This is a genomic window from Desulfobacter hydrogenophilus (assembly GCF_004319545.1).
GTDB classification, from domain to species: domain Bacteria; phylum Desulfobacterota; class Desulfobacteria; order Desulfobacterales; family Desulfobacteraceae; genus Desulfobacter; species Desulfobacter hydrogenophilus.
Map to the genome: position 1 here is coordinate 845,669 of NZ_CP036313.1, position 21,187 is coordinate 866,855.

A 21,187-nucleotide genomic window follows, 5' to 3' on the forward strand; every position below is an offset into this window, starting at 1 on the left:
TCTCCTTATTTACCTTTTGATTTGGGGCCGCCGCCCCGAAGCCCCGAAGCGCCACCCCTTACCGAGGCAGAAGCGGTTTTAAGTCCGCCGGTTTTTGAAAAGGTGCTGTTCTGATACCGTGGCGACTGTTTCATGCGGGTCCCCTGGGAGCCGAAGGTATTTCCTGTTTTAGTCTGACCGTAATAGGGTTTTTTATATCTGTAGTCCGTGTTCCACCGGTTCCATGATCCATAGGAGTAATAATGGGGCGGAAAAAAGAACAAGCTGGAAAAAAAGGCATACCGGCCGTACCAGGACCAGAAACTGTTACCACTTTCATCCTTTTTCCATTCCCCGTATTTAGAATTGCCGACATAAGCCATGCCGGGCGGGGCTGCCTGGGAATCAGGTTCAAACTCACCATAGGGCTTGGACAGAATCGCCATGCCTAAGTTTTCCAGGTTTTGTTCATAAAAAGAGGCCTTCACCGCTTCCCAGCCGGTTTCTGAAGTTTCTCCGTTCTCTTCCTTAAGGTATTTATGAAAATAATTTAATTGGCTGCTTTCAAGATAGAAGGTGGCAGCATTGTGCCGGGAATCAGGCCAGCCTTTGACCAGATCAAGATTCAGCGATTTAAAGGCGGACTCCAGGCCCGGGGTAACCCGCATATTCATCCCGCTGAAACCCGGTGTCAGATCTGCAATGGATTCGGCTTCGGACTGGGTTAACGCCTGGAAAACCGCAGGGGATACCGGGATGGTATAAACGAAAATTCCAGGGTTGTAAAAATCTGACCTTTCATCCCAGGATTCACGATGAATGTTGACATAATAGTCCACCTTCATGTCTTCAAGGATTTTGGTATAACTCTGGTATAACTGGTCCAGATCCTTTTCAAATTTTGGTCCGTCCTTGGAAAGCGTCTTCTTTGCCTGTTCAATGGCATCGGCTGCCGTGACAAAGGCAGCATAGTCGGCACGCCCTGCGGTATGAGCCTTATACTGGGATTCTACAATATCTGTATTGGCTTTTGTCTCATCCGCCATTTTGGAAAACGGGGCAAACCGGGCCGTAATTTTTGCTTCTGAATCGGGAAATGTTTCCTTTGCCTTGGCCACGGGCCCCTGTTCCAGACGTTGCACCTTTGACAGGATGGTCTCTGCCGAGGCCAGGGCGGATTTTTCCATGGCCAGGGTCCCTGTCATGGCAGCCTTGATCCTGCTGACACGTTTAAAGGGCGCCATTGCCTGATTTTTAGCTTCCCGGATCACCGAATTGACTTGCTTGATCTGGGCCTGGGCCCGGGCTTCGCCTTCGGGTTTGTCCTGTTTGATGGTGACTTTTAACCCCTTATCATACACCTTCTGGGCCCGGGTCAGGGTGGCGCCGGCATTGGCAAATGCCGTGTTCCATTTTTCCCTGGACGCATACTCAGCCATGGCAGAAAAATCCGGGGACGCCGACAGACGGTCATATTTTTTTTTCTGGGCTTCGATGAAATCCTGGGTGACGTTCAGGTTCTGTTTTACTGTTTTGGCCTGGGTTTTGGTTGCATCCGAAAGTCCCTGGCCGCAGCCGGTGAGAAAAACCAGAGCCAACAAAACAAGCACCACACTTGTGAATATTTGTTCTGTTTTAATACAAGGGTTACGCCCTCTCATCGTTTGCCTCCCCCCTGAAAATAAAAATCAATTCTAACGGGTTCACGGGTTTGGAAATATAAATCCGGTATTCATCTTTATCGGGGTCCTGCCACTCCTCAATGGTAAGAAACAGGGATGCGCGATCATTGACAAATTCATACATATAAACCTGTTCTTCCTTGCCGTTGCGCCGATACACAGCAGCCCAGTCGTCGTCATAATCAAAGGAATCCCCGGCATAAACAATACTGTCCTCATCCTCGACAATCTGATCCAAATCATCTCCATCAATGGGCTGGCCTTCATCATCCGTCAACTGTTTGAATTTGGTCTGGTCCAGGGTGATGCTCATCTCTAATTCATCATCAATTTCCCATTCAAAATGGCCCACCGCACCGGTTTCCAGGCACAGACAGGTCAGTTCGGTGACAAAGTAATCTTTCAGCTTTGAATAATCCTCACTGGCCTCCTGGTATTTGTTGATCTCCTGGATGAAATAGGTACTGCCAAAACAGGTAAAACAGTCACCCACCCCTGCATCCATGATGGTCAGGCGGGCCTGTTCCTCCTGGGACAATACCTTGTCCGGGGCCAGGGTTCGGATCAGGGAAAATCGCTGATCAAAAGACTTTTGTTCGGAAACGGATATCATAATTAATCCTCCTGACGCCTTGATGTCAATGCATCTGTCCTTGCTCTGAAACGGTCATTCATAACACCCAACGCATTGGAACTTTGGGAAGCAATGCTGATGGTCTCTTTTGAAATGGCAGTGTAGGCCTCAAAAGCCTGCTCATAGGTATTGCATGCCTCTTCCAGGGCTTCAATATTCACGGTCATACTCTGACTCATCTTTGCGCCTTTAACCGCGGCATCGCCAATGACCTTTGCCGTGTCCGTCATGGTCTCAGCCGCTGCCTGCTGGACCATGTCCAGGTGTTTCAAGGTATCCATCTGCTGTTCTGCGGCCACCCGAACGGCCAGGGCATTTTTCACGGCCGTGGCCAGGATCATGTCCGTGCGCTGGACCAGACGCTGGACCAGGTGTGAATTTCTGACCATCATCTCCCCGCCAAACCGGGTCTGAAGATTGGAGTTGTCAATGGTCTGCAGGTCCACAACCGCCATGGCCAGATCCGAAGTCAGGGTGATCAGCGCCTCTTTGACCCGGGGATCATCCACCGTGTCAAGGTGAGTGGTGAGCTTTTCCCAGATCAGCTGGCCCAGGTAAATGTGTTCCTGCAGGGCCGGCTGGATCTCTTTTAAGGCATCACAGATCTGGGACAGTTCCGCCGCGTCAAAGGCCACCTGGTCGGCCTCGTTGCGCAAGTGGTCCCGGATGCCGTCAATGGTGGAATTCACGGTTTCCTTACGTTCGGCAATGATACGCAGGATCTCGTCTCCCTTGGGCAGACGGTTTACGGTGCGGGTAAAAAGCCCCAGCACCTTCTTAGGTAGAGGCATTTCCGTTTTTGCCACCATGGTGGGGTTGACCTTGTCCAACTCGGTTTTGATGGCCAGGATATTTTTTGCCACAGGCGAGCTGTCCTCGACGGCCACATTTTTTAACACCGAGCCCATTTTCCGGTCGTAAAGGGAGACCTGGGCCTGAGTTTTTTCCATGATTTCCCGGCCCAGGGAAAATACAAAATTGCCAAGCTGCCAATTCGACGGATCTGTTTTGACCTTCTCCACAAAACCCTCAGCCTTCTCTTCAAGTGCTTTAATATCTTCAACAGTAAGGTGCCCGGGCTGGACCGGCACCAGCTGGTTGGGAGCCTGGACAGGTGTCAGCGCCCCCTGCCCTGATGCTTGTGTGACTTCTGCTAGTACAGGTGCTTTGGCCTGACCGGCCACATTGGCAAGTTCCTGAGCCAAACTGGACATAGGTTTTCTCCTTTATGAAAATTTACCCTCAAGAAAATGGGCCATGGTTTTAAATTCTGCGGTTTCATTATTGTCCACAATCTCCCGGGATCTTACGCATACGTCATGAAGGCTTTCAATGGTTTTTTCAAAGACCTGCCTTTGGGTCTGCCTGCTGTCCGGGGAAAGGTCGAGATATTCTTTAACGGTTTTAAACAGATGGGTTGCCCCAATTTTTTTCAATTCATAGGTCAGGGTCTCCCCCGGATAACGGGTGATCATATCCGGGATAAGCGCTTTAAGATCATCAATAATGGACTCTATTTTTGAAATCAAGTCCATGGAAAACCCACGGTCGGTCCGGATCAAAATATTCAACTTGATCAAGGTATCAAGGATTTGCTTGAAATCAGCACCCGGGTCTTTTTCTTCAGGGCTTGACGGGGACTGCTCTCCGGGCTCTGATGACACGTTTGGTGTTTTCAGGCGCCTGATAATCAGGCCGAGTGAAAATAACGCAATAATAAACACGGCAGATACAATTATAACGGTCATGAAATATTTCCTTCTATATTTTTAAGAAAAGCCTTATTTAATGGTAATTTTAACGCCTTTTAGACCGGGACGGTACTATTTATACATTAAATGTCGTGAAGTTCAAGTCATTCCGTCCTCTTCACCAGGGTAACCAGCCTGCAGTTTAATACCTATTTCGAATGGTTCATATGGATTATAAAATATAAGCATCTCTTAACCAAACACAGGGGCAACTACAATTTGATGGTACTGGGGGGGACCAGAAAAAACAGAGAAGGCCGGGGGTTAGCCCCGGCCTTTTAATAGTTAGATTCCGCTTCTAAACGAATTCGATAAAGGGAGCCGCTTCGTTATACTCCTGCTTCGCATCGACCTGGCGATGTACAGGCGGGGAGGTGTCCGATACCCATTGAAAGACGCGGACTTCATCTGTGTTTGAGGCCGGCAGGGCGCAGCTTACGGATTTGGGGAAAGGCCCTTCCGAAGACTGAAACCTAGTGATCACTGGGGCTTCGGGATTCTCCGAAATTTCAACAATGTCCTCCACATACACCGCCCTGATATTTTTAAACAGGGGGCTTAAATCCTCCTCTTTTATGGTATGGATTCGTTGACGGAATTTTTGAAGGGCAAGCTCAGGCGTTGCCGCGGTTGCAATGCAGGTGAAGTATCCGTGGCGCTCCTCATCGGATCCGTTGACTTCATCAAATGAAAAATGTCCTGAATAAAGCATGGTTCTTTCTCCTTGCTATGGCTGACTGACCCACGCCTTGGCCAGGGGCAGGTCCATCATGTCAAAATATTTTACCTCAGCTCCGGTGAAGGGGGCGATGAATCCGGCCATGGTCCCTTCCCACTGCTTCTCCCCTACAATAGCCAGACGGTCAATATCGGTGAAATGACGGACGCCGAATTTGCTTTCTTCCCAGAGGGCGCCGACGGACCAGCCTTTGAAATCCTTAAGCTGGATCAGCATACGAATTTTGTCCCGGGATTCCATGATTTTTTCCACCTGGGGGACAAAATACTCGTAATCCTCTTTTTTCAACTTGTCCTTGAACACCAGGGTGACCACGGTGCCGCCGGGTTCCTCGGTGAGTTGTATTTCGTCGAATGCATAGGGCATGGTGTCCTCCTTTTGGGGTTTGGGTCGGGGCTTTCGATCCCCGACCATGAATCCTTGCCATCGGTCGATACAATAGAACCTTTATTATCCCATGAAAGGCCGGAACAGACCATGGGGGATATCCTCCAATTCCCGATACAGGGGCCTGTATCTCCACTGCAACGGCCGTTTCAAATTCACGTGAATCAGGCTGCCACCATCCAGGCACGTGTACCAGAAAAAAAAGGCACCAGACCTTCCAGAATATCGGCACTATAGCGACGGTTCATTCCCAGAAAATCACCTTTGGCCATATAAAGGCGGTCCGGATAGAGCAATGAAGACGTCTTCTTTCAGGCTGTGTTTGTCAATTTCAAGATCGGCATAATAGCTTAGCTTATATTCGTGCTGATTTTCAGGTTCCTGAAGAAGAAGGAACGAAAGATCCTGCAACACCTCTTTCAAGGCCTCCCATCCCAAATGATGCCAGCTTTTTTGGATATGTTCCTGCCATTCGACAATATTTGACCAGTTCTTGTCCGGTTTGTATATGGTTGCGCCCACATCCCCCACCGCGTAATCGGGTATTGGCAGATCATAGGTATGGATGGCTTCATGGATCAATTTTTTATTTCGTCCGGTAACATAGGCAAGGCTAATGGTCCAATCTAAATTATACCATTTCAGGACAATGATTCTATGGGCAAATCCACCCATTTTAGCCCCCTCCCCGGCAAAAACTATTTTCCCGATTCATGCATTAACCAAAAACTTAAGGCATTAAAGACAAAAATACAGATCTATTGTGAAGAAAGATGGAGCGCAGCCGGCGCTGTCATTGGCCATTTCGCCCTTGAAAATAAATAATTTTTCCGAATCAGGGGATAGGCATCGATCAGACAGGATTTAACCACAACGAATATTTAAAGATCTGTGTGGGTTACACAGATCTTTTTTATAACAGCCATGGGCTGACTTGGTCTATCAATCCCGAGGTTCAACCCACAACAAAGCATGGAAGTAATTCAGTGACTTATTGGAACTTTCATATAAAAAGGGTCTGAGACATTCCCAATCAATACAGAGGGGCCAGACCCTGGTCAAAAGTTTCAAATCGGGAAAATGCCAGGTCCTGTTCCGGTGAAAGCCCGACCGGATCAGCCCCGGAGCCTGAGGGAGTGAGAAATTGCCGGGCAAAAGCCGGAATCTCATCCCCTTTGAGCCGTATTCCCTGATGCCGGTCATCCCTTTCAATGACCACGGCCTTATCTTGATTCAACCGAACCTTGGTAAAGGGGTACCGGAGGGTGGCTGCGGGCCTGAGGGCGGTGGTGTTATATTTGACTTTGAGTTCAAGCCCGGTAAAGTCAATTAGTTGCCATAGTCTTGAATGAAAAAGAATCCGGTCCTGCTTAGTTGAAACCGCCCAGCCTTCGTCCTCCTGGGACCGAAACCGCTCCAGGACCAGGCCGAGCCGTTCATTCGGCCCTGTAATGCTCATGGCGCGGATAAACCCTGTAGGTGTTATCTCTTCCCAGTCTTTCTTTATCAAATTGGCGTTCCTGCGCCGGGCTGCCGCCTTCTGGAACTGGTTGCGAAAGGTAAAGGAACAATAATTGACTGGTAGGGGAATGTCCCGGTCCAAGGTGTAGCGGATCAATTCCAGTGCCGCAAGTTCAGTCTCGAAGACGGACACGCCTGGGCCGTGGATAAAGGTATAGCCGCGCCGGACCAGCTTGGGGCGGTTAAATTGGGTGCACCGGATCTGGTGAAGATTCAGATAGTTTACCCCCATTGAACTTAAGACGGCGGTAAGAGGCTTTGTGATTTCAAGATCTTCGGGTACGGCCGGGATTTCAACCGTGACGACCGGAATAATTCCCACGGCCTTTTCCAGACCGGAAAGATTGTAATTGTCTGCGGACAGATCAAAACGGATCTCATTGAGTCCGCTGTCCCGAAGCGCTTTTAGTTTATCCTCGGTTGCCAGGATGCCGTTGGTGTACATCCAGGTATAAATGGGGCGGCAGGCATGCTCCCCAATGGCACGGAGGTAGTCCAGCACCCTGTCAACGGTCATCAGGGGCTCGCCCCCGCTGAACCCGACGCCCTCTATGCCGAAACGGTTCACATAACGCACATAGTCCAGGTCCTTTTCAAAGGTCACGGTGCTGGTCATGGGCAAGCCTCTGTCATTCTGCCCCGAGGGGCAATAAAAACAGGCGGCATTACAAATATTATTGATAAATAGGCAGGACCATTTTCCCTGGCCGCATAAGACGCATCCAGGCGAAATGCCATGGGTGTAGGGCTTGGTGCCGGCAAATTGCCATGCGGCAGGAGAATCGGGTCTGACAAATATAGCTGAAATCAATTCTTCCCTTGCCTTAGTAGCGGTTTCCATCGCTCCTGGGGAATTCAGCCAGTTCATGGTTTCATAAACGCCGGCATAGTCTTTTTCTATCCGATTTACATAGGATATCTTTTCATTCTGGGTTATCAACGCATCTGTCTCTCAAAGGGTTAAAAAACATTGGAAGGATTGCAAAATAGAGACCATACAATAGAAAACCAGGAATCTTGTGGAAAACAGGCTCCGGCCGGGGCAAAATCGGCAAATAAAGGCCGACGCTACCACCCGGGAAACAGATAAAAAGAATTGATAAGTCCGATTATAAATAACAACGGAACAATAAAATCCGATTATGAAGCTGATGATCCTGCCTTTACGCAATTACCCTATCCTATTGACGTACTCTCATGCAATGATTACTTCCTTTTGCCGGCTGCAAGCGGTATAATGATATTTGAATGTTATTAACTCAGGCGTTAATGGCAAGAAACAAGCGGGCCAAGCGCCTTTGGCACCCAGTTTATATGTTAAGACACAGGAGGTAGAAACATGAATACAGCCGGATCAGGCATAAAGTTTGTTGTTTGCATCATGGCTGCAGCAATGATGATTATGGCAGGATGCGCGTCATCCAGCTCCAATGTATATACCTATGAGCAGACCATGCAGGCCCAGATCGTGGATACAGGGACGGTTGAATCTGTTAAATCTATCATCATCCAGGCCTCGAATCCCCCGGTTGCCGGTGGTACCATCGGCGGCGTGACCGGCGGCGTACTCGGCAGCACCGTCGGCCGTGGCCATGGCCGGGATGTGGCCACCATTGTCGGGGCTCTGGCAGGTGCGGCCATTGGTGCAGCCATTGAACATGATGCCGGAACAAAAAACGGTTTTGAAATTGTTATTAACCTTGACAGTGGACGAACCATTGTGGTGGTCCAGGAGGCGGATGTGCCTATGTTTCCCGGGGACAGGGTGCGGGTATTGACAGCCCCGGACGGCACCACCCGAGTATCTAAATAGTATTTGAAAAAAATCACCCATCTGCGACGTTGCAAAAACATTTCCAATCCCCACATACGTTAGTATGCGCCGGTTGAAAATTGGAAATTTTTCTGCGCCTTGCATCTGGGCATTTTTGCGTCCAAACACAACTTTCCGTTCAGACATTACGTCGTAGGAGAATATGAAAAAAAACAGTGCAGTAAATGATAAATTAAGAAATGTTGCCATCATCGCCCATGTTGACCATGGGAAAACCACGCTGGTGGATGCCATGTTTAAGCAAAGCGGGATGTTCCGGGAAGGCCAGGCTGTGGATGACCGGCTCATGGACTCCATGGACCTGGAACGGGAACGGGGCATTACCATTGCCGCTAAAAACTGCTCGGTGACCTGCAACGGGATAAAAATCAATATTATTGATACCCCGGGCCATGCTGATTTCGGGGGGGAGGTAGAGCGCGCACTTTCCATGGCGGATTCCGCCATTCTGCTGGTGGATGCCTCCGAAGGGCCGTTGCCCCAGACCCGGTTTGTACTCAAAAAAACATTTGAGGCAGGTCTTCCCGTACTTGTGATCATCAACAAGATTGATCGCAAGGATGCCCGGCCCGACGAGGTGCTGGACATGGTCTACGACCTGTTTATCGACCTTGGCGCCACAGACAAACAGTTGGATTTCACCTATCTTTACGCCATTGGTCGGGATGGCATTGTCAAGCGGGAACTTGAAGAGGACGTGGATCACCTGACGGTTCTTTTTGATATCATTATCAATGAAATGCCCGCACCGTCTTATGATCCTGAGGCCCCTTTCCAGATGCTGGTGTCAGATCTTGGCTATTCCGATTATCTGGGGCGCCTTGCCATTGGCAAGGTGTTCAACGGGTCTGCCGCTTCCAATGCATCGTTGGTATGCATGGGTGAGAACGACACCCAGAAACAGCTTAAGGTGTCCAAACTCCAGTCCTATGACGGCATAACGCTGGTGCCGGTGGCCCAGGTAGACACCGGAGATATCGTCGTTTTAGCAGGCATTGAGGATGTTAAAATCGGTGACACCATATGCACCCGGGAAAATCCATTAGCCCTGCCCAGGATCTCAGTGGACGAACCCACGGTATTCATGCGGTTTGCCATTAACACCTCGCCCTTTGCCGGCAGAGAGGGTAAAAATGTTCAGTCCAGAAAAATCCGGGAACGCCTGCTCAAGGAAACCCTGCTCAACGTAGCCATTGAAGTGGAGGAAAGCAGTAATGACGACAGCTTTGTGGTCAAGGGACGCGGGGAACTGCAGCTGGCCATTCTCATTGAAACCATGCGCCGGGAAGATTTTGAAGTATGCGTAGGACGGCCCAGGGTAATTTACCGGGAAGAAAACGGTCAAACCCTGGAGCCCATCGAACATCTTTTCGTGGACTGCGATGAAAATTTCATGGGCGTGGTCACTGAAAAGCTGTCCGTGCGAAAGGGCAAAATGACCAACCTGGTAAACAACGGCAAGGGCCGGGTCCACCTGGAGTTCTCTATCCCGTCGCGTTCGCTGATCGGGTACCGGGACGAATTCATGACCGATACCCGGGGCACGGGGATCCTGAACTCCTACCTGTCCGGATATGAGCCATATCGCGGGGATTTCCCCGTGCGCTACACCGGCTCCATTGTGTGCGACCGCCAGGGTAAGGCCGTGCCCTATGCGCTGTTCAACCTGGAACCCCGGGGGCGTCTGCTCATCTCACCGGGCACCCCGGTATACGAAGGCATGGTGATTGGCGAACACAACCGTCATTCGGATATTGACGTCAATGCCTGCAAGGAAAAAAAGCTGACCAATATGCGGGCCTCAGGAAAAGACGACGCCACCACCTGCTCCCCGGTTAAACCCATGACCCTGGAAGAAGCCATACATTTTATCAGGGACGATGAAATGGTGGAGGTAACCCCCTCATCCATCCGCATCCGCAAGGTGGAACTGAATGCCAGCAAACGCCATCTCCTGGCCGGAAAACTCAAGAAAAAGGATACCGAGGCCTGATATTAACCTTGGGTCTAAATTTTTAAACAGACGTTCAAAATTTAGACCCAAGTCAGGCAGGTCAACGGGCTGGTTCTTATGGACGAATAAGACAAACCCATTTTAGACAATATTACGCAGCAGCCGTAGGTTGGGGTGACGAAGGAACCCCAACATTGCTGGGGTTCGGTGGCGTATTTTGTTGGGGTTCCTTCGTCACCCCAACCTACGAATGCCATTCATTTTATTTTAGAGCACGATGACGTATCGACTCATCTGTAACAAACGTCACCCCTTCATGATTTCTCATTATAACTCTTTGATTAAGTTATCTATGGTTTGAATATATGCTTCCCCTTGGATTTCCTGTCCGGTTTCCATATCTTCCTTGAACCGCTCCAGGGTCTGTCGGGTATGGGTACGGACTTGATTGGCCTGGTTCATGGATTGTGATATGGCATTGAGGTCCTTTTCCAGCTCCGAAAACCAGTCGCCTTTCCTGAATGTGATCGGTTTCTCAGGTACACGTCCCCGGGCCATTTCAGAATGGTGGAGGTGACCCCCTTTGGCAGGGAAACTCAAGAAAAAGGATACATAGACCCAAGGCTGTCTGGTCAACGGGCTGGTTCTTATGGACGAATAAGACAAACCCATTTTAGACAATATTACGCAGCAGCCGTAGGTTGGGGTGACGAAGGAACCCCAACATTGCTGGGGTTCGGTGGCGTATTTTGTTGGGGTTCCTTCGTCACCCCAACCTACGAATGCCATTCATTTTATTTTAGAGCACGATGACGTATCGACTCATCTGTAACAAACGTCACCCCTTCATGATTTCTCATTATAACTCTTTGATTAAGTTATCTATGGTTTGAATATATGCTTCCCCTTGGATTTCCTGTCCGGTTTCCATATCTTCCTTGAACCGCTCCAGGGTCTGTCGGGTATGGGTACGGACTTGATTGGCCTGGTTCATGGATTGTGATATGGCATTGAGGTCCTTTTCCAGCTCCGAAAACCAGTCGCCTTTCCTGAATGTGATCGGTTTCTCAGGTACACGTCCCCGGGCCATTTCAGAATGGTGGAGGTGACCCCCTTTGGCAGGGAAACTCAAGAAAAAGGATACATAGACCCAAGGCTGTCTGGTCAACGGGCTGGTTCTTATGGACGAATAAGACAAACCCATTTTAGACAATATTACGCAGCAGCCGTAGGTTGGGGTGACGAAGGAACCCCAACATTGCTGGGGTTCGGTGGCGTATTTTGTTGGGGTTCCTTCGTCACCCCAACCTACGAATGCCATTCATTTTATTTTAGAGCACGATGACGTATCGACTCATCTGTAACAAACGTCACCCCTTCATGATTTCTCATTATAACTCTTTGATTAAGTTATCTATGGTTTGAATATATGCTTCCCCTTGGATTTCCTGTCCGGTTTCCATATCTTCCTTGAACCGCTCCAGGGTCTGTCGGGTATGGGTACGGACTTGATTGGCCTGGTTCATGGATTGTGATATGGCATTGAGGTCCTTTTCCAGCTCCGAAAACCAGTCGCCTTTCCTGAATGTGATCGGTTTCTCAGGTACACGTCCCCGGGCCATTTCAGACATCAGTGTTTGCAGTTTTTTTAAAGGTCCTGCAATGGTGGTCGTCCGCCTGGCGATGAACACAATAACACCTGTAATTAAAAACAGGCAGAGCACGGTCAGGACAACCAGAACCCTGGTATTGCAGGACACGATCAGGTTGTTGTCCAGATAAATCAGATAAAACCAGGACATGGCAAACCCGGTGATCACAATACCCGGCAGTTGCAGCATTGCCACAAAAAAGGCCCATCCCAGCTGGAGCTTGGGATTAACGATGATTTTCCGTTTTATTTTTTTTTTCATGGTACTCCTTTTTAAGGCCCAGTGCGGGTCATATCGTCTTCGGTGTCCATAAGACCGTCCGGCCCGGGGCTTTGAAGCGTATAGGTTTTGCCGTCCCTGGACAGCAGGTAGACCATGTCATTTCCCCAGTGATCCACCATGACGGCCTTTAGTTCGTTTTCCTTAAAATTTTTTCCCAGCCAACGCCCAAACCGCTCTTTCTTTGGCAGCCGGCCCCGTTTCATAAATTCATAATCAAGCATCAGGCTGATAGAACGCAAATCACCGGCTGTGGCCACCTGGCGGGCCATAGCAACGGTGTCATCGTAATACTGCAGGATACTTTCGGAGTTGCCAACAATAATGCCAAGGGCAACCCCGCCCATAATCAACTGTCTAATGATTTCAACCATGGTCAGTTACCGGCCTCAAGCGGCCGGAGGCGCCACGGTGTTGCCGCCGGGATCGCCACTGCCGATTTTTTTGCGTTTTCTGATTCGAAGAAGGGCCAGGGTTCCCACTCCCAATGCAAACCCGACCACACTGACCGGCATCACATATTTTTTGTAGTAATATCCCCATTTCTCGACATAGGTATACATCTCAACCGGGGCCTTGCCCTGCATATCAATGGCCCAGACACCGGACGGCAACCGAACCATGAACGCCTGGTCCTCAAATGTCCCCTTGCCCTGTTTGATATCCTTATTTCTGAATTTCTTGCTGATGTCCAGGGTCCTGAACCGGACCACCGCGTGATCGCCCTTTTGATCCACGCCTAAAAATTTGTTCACGTAGAACCGTTTATCCGGATTTTCATACTTTCCTTTGTAAAATTCCCTGTAGACATAGGACTCAAAAAAATAGGCAATATCATCAATGGATAGCACCTCCTTGTCCAGGGGCACTTTCAGCCGGCCCTTGGTGCTGTGGGCCATGACCTGGGCCTGGAACCCCAAGACCAGGGCCAGACAAAGCAGCATAATTTTTTTCATGAAACCCTCTCTCCTGTTTAAAAATTAGGGATTGGTTCTAACGTCGAACGCTGTGGGGGCAGGCCACGGAGGAATTGCTCCTACGAGAAATGGCCTACAATGGAATCAAGCCCCAAAATTAAATCCATCAGAGCCTGTAAGCCATCAGGCCGCTTCGCCCGAATCGTCTGTTTTGGCCGTACGTTCCCGGATAAAATTATCCAGCTGGTCCTGGTCCACCTTGACCTCATATTCTTTTTTAAGCTGGTCATAGGTATTCTGCCAGGCCTGCCGGTACTGGTTATACATCAGATCATTTCTAATATAGGCCTGTTTCTCCTCAAAGGTGTGAACCACAGGTTCTGTCTTTGCAACCAGTTCAAACAAAAACCACCCGTCCAGTATCTGATGGGGGCCGGATAAGACATCCGGTTCAAGGCCCCCAATGACTTCCCGCCAGCCGGGCTTAAATTTTTTCAACGCTCTGGTTCCGATGTCCCCGCCCCGGTTCGCGGTTTTTTTGTCAGTGGAGTATCTGGCAGCCGCCTGGATGAAATCCAGGTCGCCCGAATTGATCTGCTCCCTGGCTTCCAGGGCGGTATTCTCATCATCGGTTTTTATCATTTTCACACTGAGCATGGCAGGCGTGGTATAGCTGTCTTTATTGTCTTCGTAAAACGCTTTAAGCTGATCTTCGGTGAAGTCGTCTTTGTTGATTTCCGGAACCAGCTGATCCTGCATGATTTTCAAAAACAGATCCGACATATAGGCATGGATCTGGGCCCGAATTCGGGGATCCTGGTGCAGTTTTTCCTTTAGGCCCTTAGTAATGATCATCTCCATGTTCACGGCATGGTCAAAGACAAATTCCGGTGTAAGCTGCTCTGTACGTCCCCTGAACTGTGACGAATTTTTCAATTTTTCATAATGGGCATCCAGATCCTGGCTTGTCAGGACCCCGCCGTCAAATTCCACCAAAGGATCACTCTTGGGCTGACATCCCCAGACAAATAAAACACTGCCACATACAACACCTGCCAAAAGGCCTAACACCCACGTCTTTTTCATAAAATCCTCCATAAATATATTAAAAATGTATTGTCTCGTTTTTGCCGATCAGCTTGTATAAAGCGCAAACATCCCGGCCACAAGCCCCCAGGCCACATACCCCACAATGGACCCCAGAATCATGATCAGCACCGGCTCGATCATAGCCGTCATCTTGTCGATTTTGCTTTCCAGAATCTGATTGTGCAGATTCTCCACAGACCGCATGGATTGGTCCATCAGGCCCGTTTCCTCGCCGATCTTGATCATGGCCTGGAACATGGGCGTAAAAAACTTTTTACCCTTAAGGGCGGAAGACAGGGCCAACCCCGCCATCACTCGCTGGTTCATCTCATCGATCAACTGCTGTACCTCAAGATTAGGCACGGTACCGGCTACGGAATTAAGACTGTCGATCAGCGTGATCCCGCTTTCCAGAAGCGAGGCAAAGGTTCGGGAAAACTGAACAATCACCCCGTAGCGCATGATAGGGCCGATAACAGGGACATAAATTTTATACCGGTCAATATAAATCCGGGTGGATGGGGTAGCCAGAAGCAGGACAATGAGTCCGGTCACGATAAAACTGCCGGTAAGAATACCCAGGACATTGGACTGCAGAAACTCGGATGAATCCAGCAAAAACTGAGTGTTCGCGGGAAGGCTTCGCCCCTGCAGCAAGGAAGCAAACTTGGGGATAACAAACCCCATAAAAAAGCCGATTACCCCCACAGTCACCACTAAAATCACAGCCGGGTAGATCATGCTTAACACCATCTTGCGCCGCAGGGCCGCTTTACCCTCCAGGTAATCGGATATCCGAACCAGCACCACATCCAGTATCCCGCCAAGCTCACCGGCCCGGATCATATTCACCACAAGCGTGGAAAAAATTTTAGGATATTTGGCAAACGCATCAGAGAGCCGGACACCGGCTTCAATCTCCCCTTTAACATTAATCAATGCATTTCTCATGGTCCGGGATTCGGACTGCATGTGCAAAATGCCCATGGACTCGGAGATACTTAAATTGGAATGAATCAGAGAAGAAAACATCCGGAAAAACAGCACCAGCTCCTTGGTGCCCACACCAAAAGAAAAGGGCGTTGTACCCATACCGGCCGCGGCACCGGTAAGTTCATGAATTTCTTGAATAATAAACCCGTCCGCCGTGAGCAGCCGGCCAGCCGCCCCCTCATCCGGCGCCGTGATGGTGTTCTTAATCTTGTTGCCTTCGGGGTCAACCGCAGAATATTTAAAAATGGGCATTATGGTTTATTTTTACCTCACCACTTTTGTTTTTTGTTTCCTGTCTATCCCAATGTCACCCGGGCAATCTCCTCGGGCGTGGTCCGGCCCTGGCGGACTTTTTCAATCCCGTCAGTGCGTATGGTCCTGTATGTGGTGTGGGACAGGGCATAATCGCGTACCTGCTCAAAGGTCGCCCGCTCCATGATCATGGAACGTATCTGTTCATCCACGGTGAGCAGTTCATAGATCCCCATCCTGCCCCGGTAACCATTGGTGCAGTTGGAACACCCCGTGCCCCGCTGCACGTCAAAGCACTGGTCTTGTTCACATTCCAGCATGGACAGTTCCGAGGTTGTCACAGCATTGGGCACGGCACAAGCCGGACACACCTTCCTGACCAGACGCTGGGCCAGCACTGCCCGCACGGACGCCGCCACCAGAAAAGGCTCGGCCCCCATGTCAATCATTCTGGAAAAGGCAGAAGGCGCATCATTGGTATGCAGTGTGGACAAAACCAGATGTCCTGTAACGGCAGCCCGCAGCGCAATTTCCAGGGTTTCGGCATCCCGGATCTCGCCCACCATAATAATATCCGGATCCTGGCGCAAAATGGCCCGCAGCGCGTCGGCAAAGGAAAGTTTTTCCCCGGAATCCACCTGGGTCTAGTTGATTCCCCGCAACCCCAGTTCCACGGGATCTTCAAGGGTGGTGATGTTGGTGGTGTCACTTCTCAATGCCTGAAGAGATCCGTAAAGGGTGGTGGATTTACCCGATCCGGTGGGCCCTGTGACCAGCACAATACCGTAGGGCGCCTTCAGGGCCTGATTAAATTCCGCCAGCATTGCGGGCGTCATGCCTAAACCGGTCATGTCAATGATCTCGTCATGGGGGGGCAGAAGTCTGAGTACGGCCTTTTCCCCATTGGTCACGGGCAGGATACTCACACGGACATTCACCCCGTCCATGGAGAGGTTGAGCAGTCTTGGCTCAAACAAAAACGAACCGTCCTGGGCCTTTCTGCGCTCGGAAATATCCAAATTCGCCATCACCTTGATCCGGGAGACCAGCCGGGATGCCAGCTCAAAGGGCAAAATTTCCGTGCGGGTCATCTGTCCGTCAATCCTGAGCCGGATCACCAGCTCGTCGCGTTCCGGTTCCACATGGATATCCGAAGCCCCGGCATTCACGGCCCGGATCATCAGCTTTTCAAACAGTTCAATAATAAAGGTGGTATTTTCACCGGCAAGCATGGCCTCGGGCCGGATGCTGGTATCAAAACCGATGCTGTAAAAATGGTTCTGCAGCTTTTTCACCTTGGCCCGGTCGGTGAGCACCAGCTTAATCTGCCGCTTGGACAGCCTGGACATATTCTGGATTACGGCCTTGGGCACAGGCCCCGAGCAGGCCAGCAGAATCTCGTTGTTATCCCCTAACGCCACGGGCAGAACACCCGCCTTAAGGCACATTTTCTGGGGGATGATGTTCACCAGATCCCTGCGCACATCCAGCACCGCCTCGGACATCAGGGGAATGCCTAAAAACTCAGACAACTCCTTGAGCATGCCGCTCTGTTCCAAAAGCCCGTCCTTGACCGCGGCATCCCCCAATTTTTCATTGGAGATCTTCTGCTTGGATACAAGGGTACTTACCTGTTCCGGGGTCAGGGTCCCCCGGTTGACCAAATACTCTCCGAACCGTTCTTTTCTTGCCATACTTAATCTAACCTAATTAGTATCTGAACCCACATCCGTGTTTGGACGCAAATTTTGGCCTTGGTCATAATTTAGGCCATACGATTTTCCGGTAGGTTGGGTTGAGGAACGAAACCCAACGCCGATAAGTTGTTGGGTTTCACTTCGTTCAACCCAACCTACGCTGTGGCCGATGTTATGACAAAGCCCCAAATTTTTCTGCAACGCCGCAGATGGGTGACTTTGCGTTCAAACATTACCTGAACCATTTACGCTTACCTGACGGCTGCTCCTCCGGCTCCGGGGCCTGGTCCACCATAAGCCGCTGTTTCATCAAATTTTTGTTTTTTGCCGCACTGATAGACGTTTCCACCGAAATTTTACCGGCCTTAACCAGCTTAATCAGGTGTTGCTCCATGGTCATCATGCCATCGTTAAACCCGGTTTCAATATTTGAATAGATCATGTCGTCCTTGGCCTGGCGGATGAGATTGGCTATGCCGGGTGTGGCAAACATCACCTCCACACCCGGAATCCGGCCGGTGTTCCCGGCATTGGGCAAAAGCCGCTGGGAAACCACCGCTTTCAAGGTGGATGCCAGCTGCTGGCGGATCTGGGGCTGCTCACCGGCCGGAAATGCCCCCACCAGCCGGTTAATGGTGGAGACACAATCCCGGGAGTGAAGGGTGGAAAAGACAAGATGTCCAGTCTCGGCCGCCATAATCGCCGTGCGCATGGTTTCAAGATCCCGCATCTCGCCCACCAGAATCACATCCGGATCGGCACGCAGTGAATCGCGCAGGGCCGAGGCAAAGGAGGGCACATCCGAATACAGCTCCCGCTGGTTGATAATGCTTTTGCGGTTTTCATGCACATATTCAATGGGGTCCTCAATGGTGATGATGTGGTGGCTCAAGGTGTCATTGATCTGGTGGATCACCGTGGCCAGGGTGGTGGACTTACCGGACCCTGTTACCCCTGTGACCAAAACCAGGCCGTCCCGGATATGGGGCAGCCTGGACAGGCTTTCGGGAAGCCCTAAAGATTCAAATGTAGGAATGCCCGCCGCCAGCAGTCGAAACGCCGCCGACAGGGACCCGCGCTGGTAATAAATGGCCACACGGAATCTGCCCACATCATTGATGCTCACGGCAAAGTCCACGGATTTTTTCTCTTCCAGCACCTGGCGGTAGCGCTCGGTGAGCACCTGATCCATGAGCTGAGATATCTCTTTCGATGAATAGGGCGCATGTCCCGGGTGGGGCACAATCTTGCCCTTGACCCGGTACATGGGCGGCATATTCGCAGCCAGGTGAAGGTCGGACGCCCCCATTTTCATGGTCTGGGTAAACAATACCTTGATATCTTCCTCTTTTTTCTCTGCACCAAAGGGAAGTTCCACGCATACTTTCATAATACCGCCTCAATGCCGTTATCGCCTGTTTATACCATTCTTGAGCTTGATTCTATTGTCGGCCATTTTTCGTAGGGGCAATCCCCCATTCTGCTTGATCTTAATTTTACCATTACTTATCCCCCTCATCGGTCAACAGATTATCCTTGCCTTCAATGATGGTACTGTGCGAGCTTCTGCGTTTAAGAAACTGATCGGTTTCCTCTCCGGCAAGTCCGGGATGATTGATGATATGGGGGGTAAGGATGATCACAGTTTCGGTCTTTTGGGTTTCATCATTTTCCTGGCGGAACAGGTATTTAATCAACGGGATATCCCCTAAAATCGGGGTCTTTATCACCGAATTGTCCACGGTTTCCCGGATAATACCGCCCAGGGCAATGGTCTGCCCGGACTTGGCCGTGACAATGGAGTCAATCTCGCTTTTGGTCTGACCGTCCAGGGGAAACTCTATTATATTTCCATAGTCATCGGACAGGCTGATCGAAGTCATGCTGTACTGGGCCGATGAAATTTCGGCTTCGATATCCATGGTCACGGTATTGTCTTCATTGATGAACGTGGATATCTCAAGATCCGTGCCAAGCTCTTCGCGCAGGATATCCACAATAAAGGTGTTGATGGTTTCCCCGTCTCCAATGGTAACGGTCTCCTTGGACACATCGTCGCGCAGGGGCACCTCCTCTCCCACAAAAAAGTTCACCGTGGCATTATTGGCGCACATCAAAAAAGGTGAGGATATGGTATTGGCACGGCCTTCGGATTCATAAAAGGATATGGTTGCCTGGATATTGTCAAAGGATATGGTCCCGCCCAGTGAGGAGGCCGAGGCCACCCCCGAAGCAAGCGTGCTTAATGACCCCCCTTCATACACAATCTCGCCGGGGTTAATGCGGCTGTCCACGGTGTTACCGGAATAGTCCCCGTAATTGAACTGAAAAAAACTTTCAAATTCATCGTCCAGGGTGATCTGCAGGATTCTCACCTCCAGCAGCACCTGGCTTGTGGGGGTGTCCAGGGTTTCAATAATTTTGGCCATCTCATTGAGCAGACTCTCATCCAAAGACCGGGCAATGATACAGTTATTCCGCTTAAATACCGTAAGAATGGCCAGCAGCGGCTTTTTACTCTTGGATTCTGTCGTTTTGTCACTGCTGTTCGCGGCAGACACGGCAGCCGCTGCAGCGGAAAGGGCATCCTGAACAGCCTGCTGCTGGTCGGCCTGGGCCCTGCTGCTGCGGTCCATCTGATTGCCTAACTGACTCATCAACACAATGCGCTGGGATGAGGAATTGTCCAGGTCCGGGCCGTCATATTCTCCGTCCAGGTCCACCTCTTCTTCGGGATCCAAATGGCCGTACACCTCTTCATCTTCAATGGCGGAAAGATATACCTCCGAGCCCATGAGCGCCTGGATGATCTTGGCCATATCCGCCGCATTGGTATATTTGATGGAAAACGCGCGGGTGTGCTCGGTCTGGCGGATTTCAATATCATCCACATACTCTTTCCGGGTCATGAGTGTAACAATGTTATGCCCCTCCCGGTACCACAGATTGTTCAACCGGCAGATGGTTTCAAGGGCGGATCGCAGGCTGATATCCTGCATGTATATACTGATTTTTATATTTTCAATGGTTTTGGTGGGCACCACGTTGGTGCCGCACAAACGGGTGAGAAGTTCGGTGATCTGGCGCACGGGCACATCATTTAAAATCAGGGAATTAATGGTCTGGGACATGCCCTTAAGGTTCTGATTTACGGGGGGCTTGCCGCTAAGCATTTTTCTGGCCTTTGCCGGGTCAACCTTTTCACCTTTAATGATCTTAACAATGGGCTTTTCTCCGTTGGGATACAGATCTGCCATGGTGGGATGTTGTTTCACCTCCCCGTCTATGGCCATGCGGGTATTATAAGGATTGGTCGATTCCAGGGCATCCGGGCTTTTGGGCCTTGGGTCATAACATCCGGCCACCATCAAACTGACCAGTACAAGGCATGCCCATACCAAGCGGCAACCGCCGTCCTTTTTCTTTTTTGTTTCCAGTTTCTTGCTCACTTGACCTCCACCTCATACGTCTTCCCGTTACCGGCTTTTAAAAGAATGCTCCGGTTTTTGATTTGGGTAATCCGGTATATATGCTCCATCCCGTGAAGGGACACAATGACCCTGGAACCTTTGGAATACACCGCGGACGGCCGTTCGGGATCTGTTCGCACAATGACGTTTCCATGGGCCTTTGTGGTGATCAGGCCGATGATTTCAATTTGCTGTTTGGCTGTTTCATAGTTGTAAAGAGCCGTGGGCGGGACTGCAGGTTCGTCAAACGGGCTTCGCTCTGCTGCCGGTAAAAAATCCGGAAGGCCCGTGGCAAGCACAAAGAGAAACAGGATCAGGCTGATTATTTTGATTTGCATGGCTATCCTCTGGGTCATT

20 protein-coding genes and 1 pseudogene are annotated in these 21,187 nt (G+C 50.3%); 2 read left to right on the forward strand and 19 right to left on the reverse strand.

The features are described 5' to 3' along the window. Positions 1 to 5: 5 nt before the first annotated feature. From EYB58_RS03675 to EYB58_RS03710, 8 genes are all read right to left on the reverse strand, one after another. The gene (locus EYB58_RS03675) at positions 6 to 1,640 is read right to left on the reverse strand and encodes a hypothetical protein (protein ID WP_111959179.1); all 1,635 of its coding nucleotides are present in this window, start codon (positions 1,638 to 1,640) and stop codon (positions 6 to 8) included. Then, positions 1,627 to 2,274, reverse strand: a complete 648-nt coding sequence (locus EYB58_RS03680) for a DUF4178 domain-containing protein (RefSeq protein ID WP_111959181.1) — start codon at positions 2,272 to 2,274, stop codon at positions 1,627 to 1,629. Before EYB58_RS03680 ends, EYB58_RS03675 begins: the two co-directional genes overlap by 14 nt. A gap of 2 nt (positions 2,275 to 2,276) precedes the next feature. Beyond that, the gene (locus EYB58_RS03685; protein WP_111959183.1) at positions 2,277 to 3,509 is read right to left on the reverse strand and encodes a toxic anion resistance protein; all 1,233 of its coding nucleotides are present in this window, start codon (positions 3,507 to 3,509) and stop codon (positions 2,277 to 2,279) included. A 12-nt stretch (positions 3,510 to 3,521) separates the two neighbouring features. After that, entirely contained in the window at positions 3,522 to 4,043 is a 522-nt protein-coding gene (locus EYB58_RS03690) for a hypothetical protein (protein ID WP_111959185.1), read from the reverse strand. Positions 4,044 to 4,344: 301 nt separating this feature from the next. Then, on the reverse strand, positions 4,345 to 4,758 hold the full coding sequence (locus EYB58_RS03695; protein ID WP_111959187.1) for a hypothetical protein: 414 nt from the start codon (positions 4,756 to 4,758) through the stop codon (positions 4,345 to 4,347). Positions 4,759 to 4,773: 15 nt separating this feature from the next. Continuing rightward, a complete protein-coding gene (locus tag EYB58_RS03700; protein WP_111959230.1) occupies positions 4,774 to 5,151 on the reverse strand; it encodes a SpoIIAA family protein in 378 nt (125 codons plus the stop codon). Between the two features lie 279 nt (positions 5,152 to 5,430). Further along, on the reverse strand, positions 5,431 to 5,847 hold the full coding sequence (locus EYB58_RS03705; RefSeq protein ID WP_111959189.1) for an HAD family hydrolase: 417 nt from the start codon (positions 5,845 to 5,847) through the stop codon (positions 5,431 to 5,433). 358 nt (positions 5,848 to 6,205) lie between these two features. Then, positions 6,206 to 7,633 carry a radical SAM protein gene (locus EYB58_RS03710; RefSeq protein ID WP_242637545.1) on the reverse strand — a complete coding sequence of 476 codons (1,428 nt, stop codon included), beginning with the start codon at positions 7,631 to 7,633 and terminating at the stop codon, positions 6,206 to 6,208. A gap of 399 nt (positions 7,634 to 8,032) precedes the next feature. Here EYB58_RS03710 and EYB58_RS03715 point away from each other — a divergent pair, with 399 nt between their 5' ends. Further along, the gene (locus tag EYB58_RS03715) at positions 8,033 to 8,506 is read left to right on the forward strand and encodes an outer membrane lipoprotein (protein ID WP_111959191.1); all 474 of its coding nucleotides are present in this window, start codon (positions 8,033 to 8,035) and stop codon (positions 8,504 to 8,506) included. A 163-nt stretch (positions 8,507 to 8,669) separates the two neighbouring features. Then, positions 8,670 to 10,520 carry a translational GTPase TypA gene (gene typA / locus EYB58_RS03720; RefSeq protein ID WP_111959193.1) on the forward strand — a complete coding sequence of 617 codons (1,851 nt, stop codon included), beginning with the start codon at positions 8,670 to 8,672 and terminating at the stop codon, positions 10,518 to 10,520. 288 nt (positions 10,521 to 10,808) lie between these two features. Here the strand turns inward: typA and EYB58_RS03725 are convergent, their stop codons facing one another. The 11 genes and pseudogenes from EYB58_RS03725 to EYB58_RS03780 all read right to left on the reverse strand — a co-directional run bounded on the left by EYB58_RS03725 (position 10,809) and on the right by EYB58_RS03780 (position 21,168). Continuing rightward, positions 10,809 to 11,117 carry a hypothetical protein gene (locus EYB58_RS03725; protein WP_131071999.1) on the reverse strand — a complete coding sequence of 103 codons (309 nt, stop codon included), beginning with the start codon at positions 11,115 to 11,117 and terminating at the stop codon, positions 10,809 to 10,811. A 223-nt stretch (positions 11,118 to 11,340) separates the two neighbouring features. Continuing rightward, positions 11,341 to 11,649: a hypothetical protein gene (locus EYB58_RS03730; protein ID WP_131071999.1), complete on the reverse strand. Its 309-nt coding sequence runs from the start codon at positions 11,647 to 11,649 to the stop codon at positions 11,341 to 11,343. Between the two features lie 223 nt (positions 11,650 to 11,872). Then, positions 11,873 to 12,394 (reverse strand): hypothetical protein, encoded by a 522-nt coding sequence (locus EYB58_RS03735; RefSeq protein ID WP_111959195.1) that lies wholly within the window; start codon positions 12,392 to 12,394, stop codon positions 11,873 to 11,875. Between the two features lie 11 nt (positions 12,395 to 12,405). Further along, positions 12,406 to 12,786, reverse strand: coding sequence for a general secretion pathway protein GspG (locus EYB58_RS03740; RefSeq protein WP_111959197.1), 381 nt, complete (start codon positions 12,784 to 12,786; stop codon positions 12,406 to 12,408). 15 nt (positions 12,787 to 12,801) lie between these two features. Next, positions 12,802 to 13,368: a hypothetical protein gene (locus EYB58_RS03745; protein ID WP_111959199.1), complete on the reverse strand. Its 567-nt coding sequence runs from the start codon at positions 13,366 to 13,368 to the stop codon at positions 12,802 to 12,804. A 144-nt stretch (positions 13,369 to 13,512) separates the two neighbouring features. Next, on the reverse strand, positions 13,513 to 14,415 hold the full coding sequence (locus EYB58_RS03750; protein WP_163354530.1) for a peptidylprolyl isomerase: 903 nt from the start codon (positions 14,413 to 14,415) through the stop codon (positions 13,513 to 13,515). 48 nt (positions 14,416 to 14,463) lie between these two features. Then, on the reverse strand, positions 14,464 to 15,663 hold the full coding sequence (locus EYB58_RS03755; RefSeq protein ID WP_111959203.1) for a type II secretion system F family protein: 1,200 nt from the start codon (positions 15,661 to 15,663) through the stop codon (positions 14,464 to 14,466). 44 nt (positions 15,664 to 15,707) lie between these two features. Continuing rightward, positions 15,708 to 17,357, reverse strand: a pseudogene (locus EYB58_RS23820) (GspE/PulE family protein). 235 nt (positions 17,358 to 17,592) lie between these two features. Then, on the reverse strand, positions 17,593 to 18,750 hold the full coding sequence (locus tag EYB58_RS03770; protein WP_111959209.1) for a type IV pilus twitching motility protein PilT: 1,158 nt from the start codon (positions 18,748 to 18,750) through the stop codon (positions 17,593 to 17,595). 112 nt (positions 18,751 to 18,862) lie between these two features. Continuing rightward, on the reverse strand, positions 18,863 to 20,809 hold the full coding sequence (locus EYB58_RS03775; RefSeq protein ID WP_111959211.1) for a type II secretion system protein GspD: 1,947 nt from the start codon (positions 20,807 to 20,809) through the stop codon (positions 18,863 to 18,865). Then, entirely contained in the window at positions 20,806 to 21,168 is a 363-nt protein-coding gene (locus EYB58_RS03780) for a hypothetical protein (RefSeq protein WP_111959213.1), read from the reverse strand. Before EYB58_RS03780 ends, EYB58_RS03775 begins: the two co-directional genes overlap by 4 nt. Between the last annotated feature and the right edge of the window lie 19 nt (positions 21,169 to 21,187).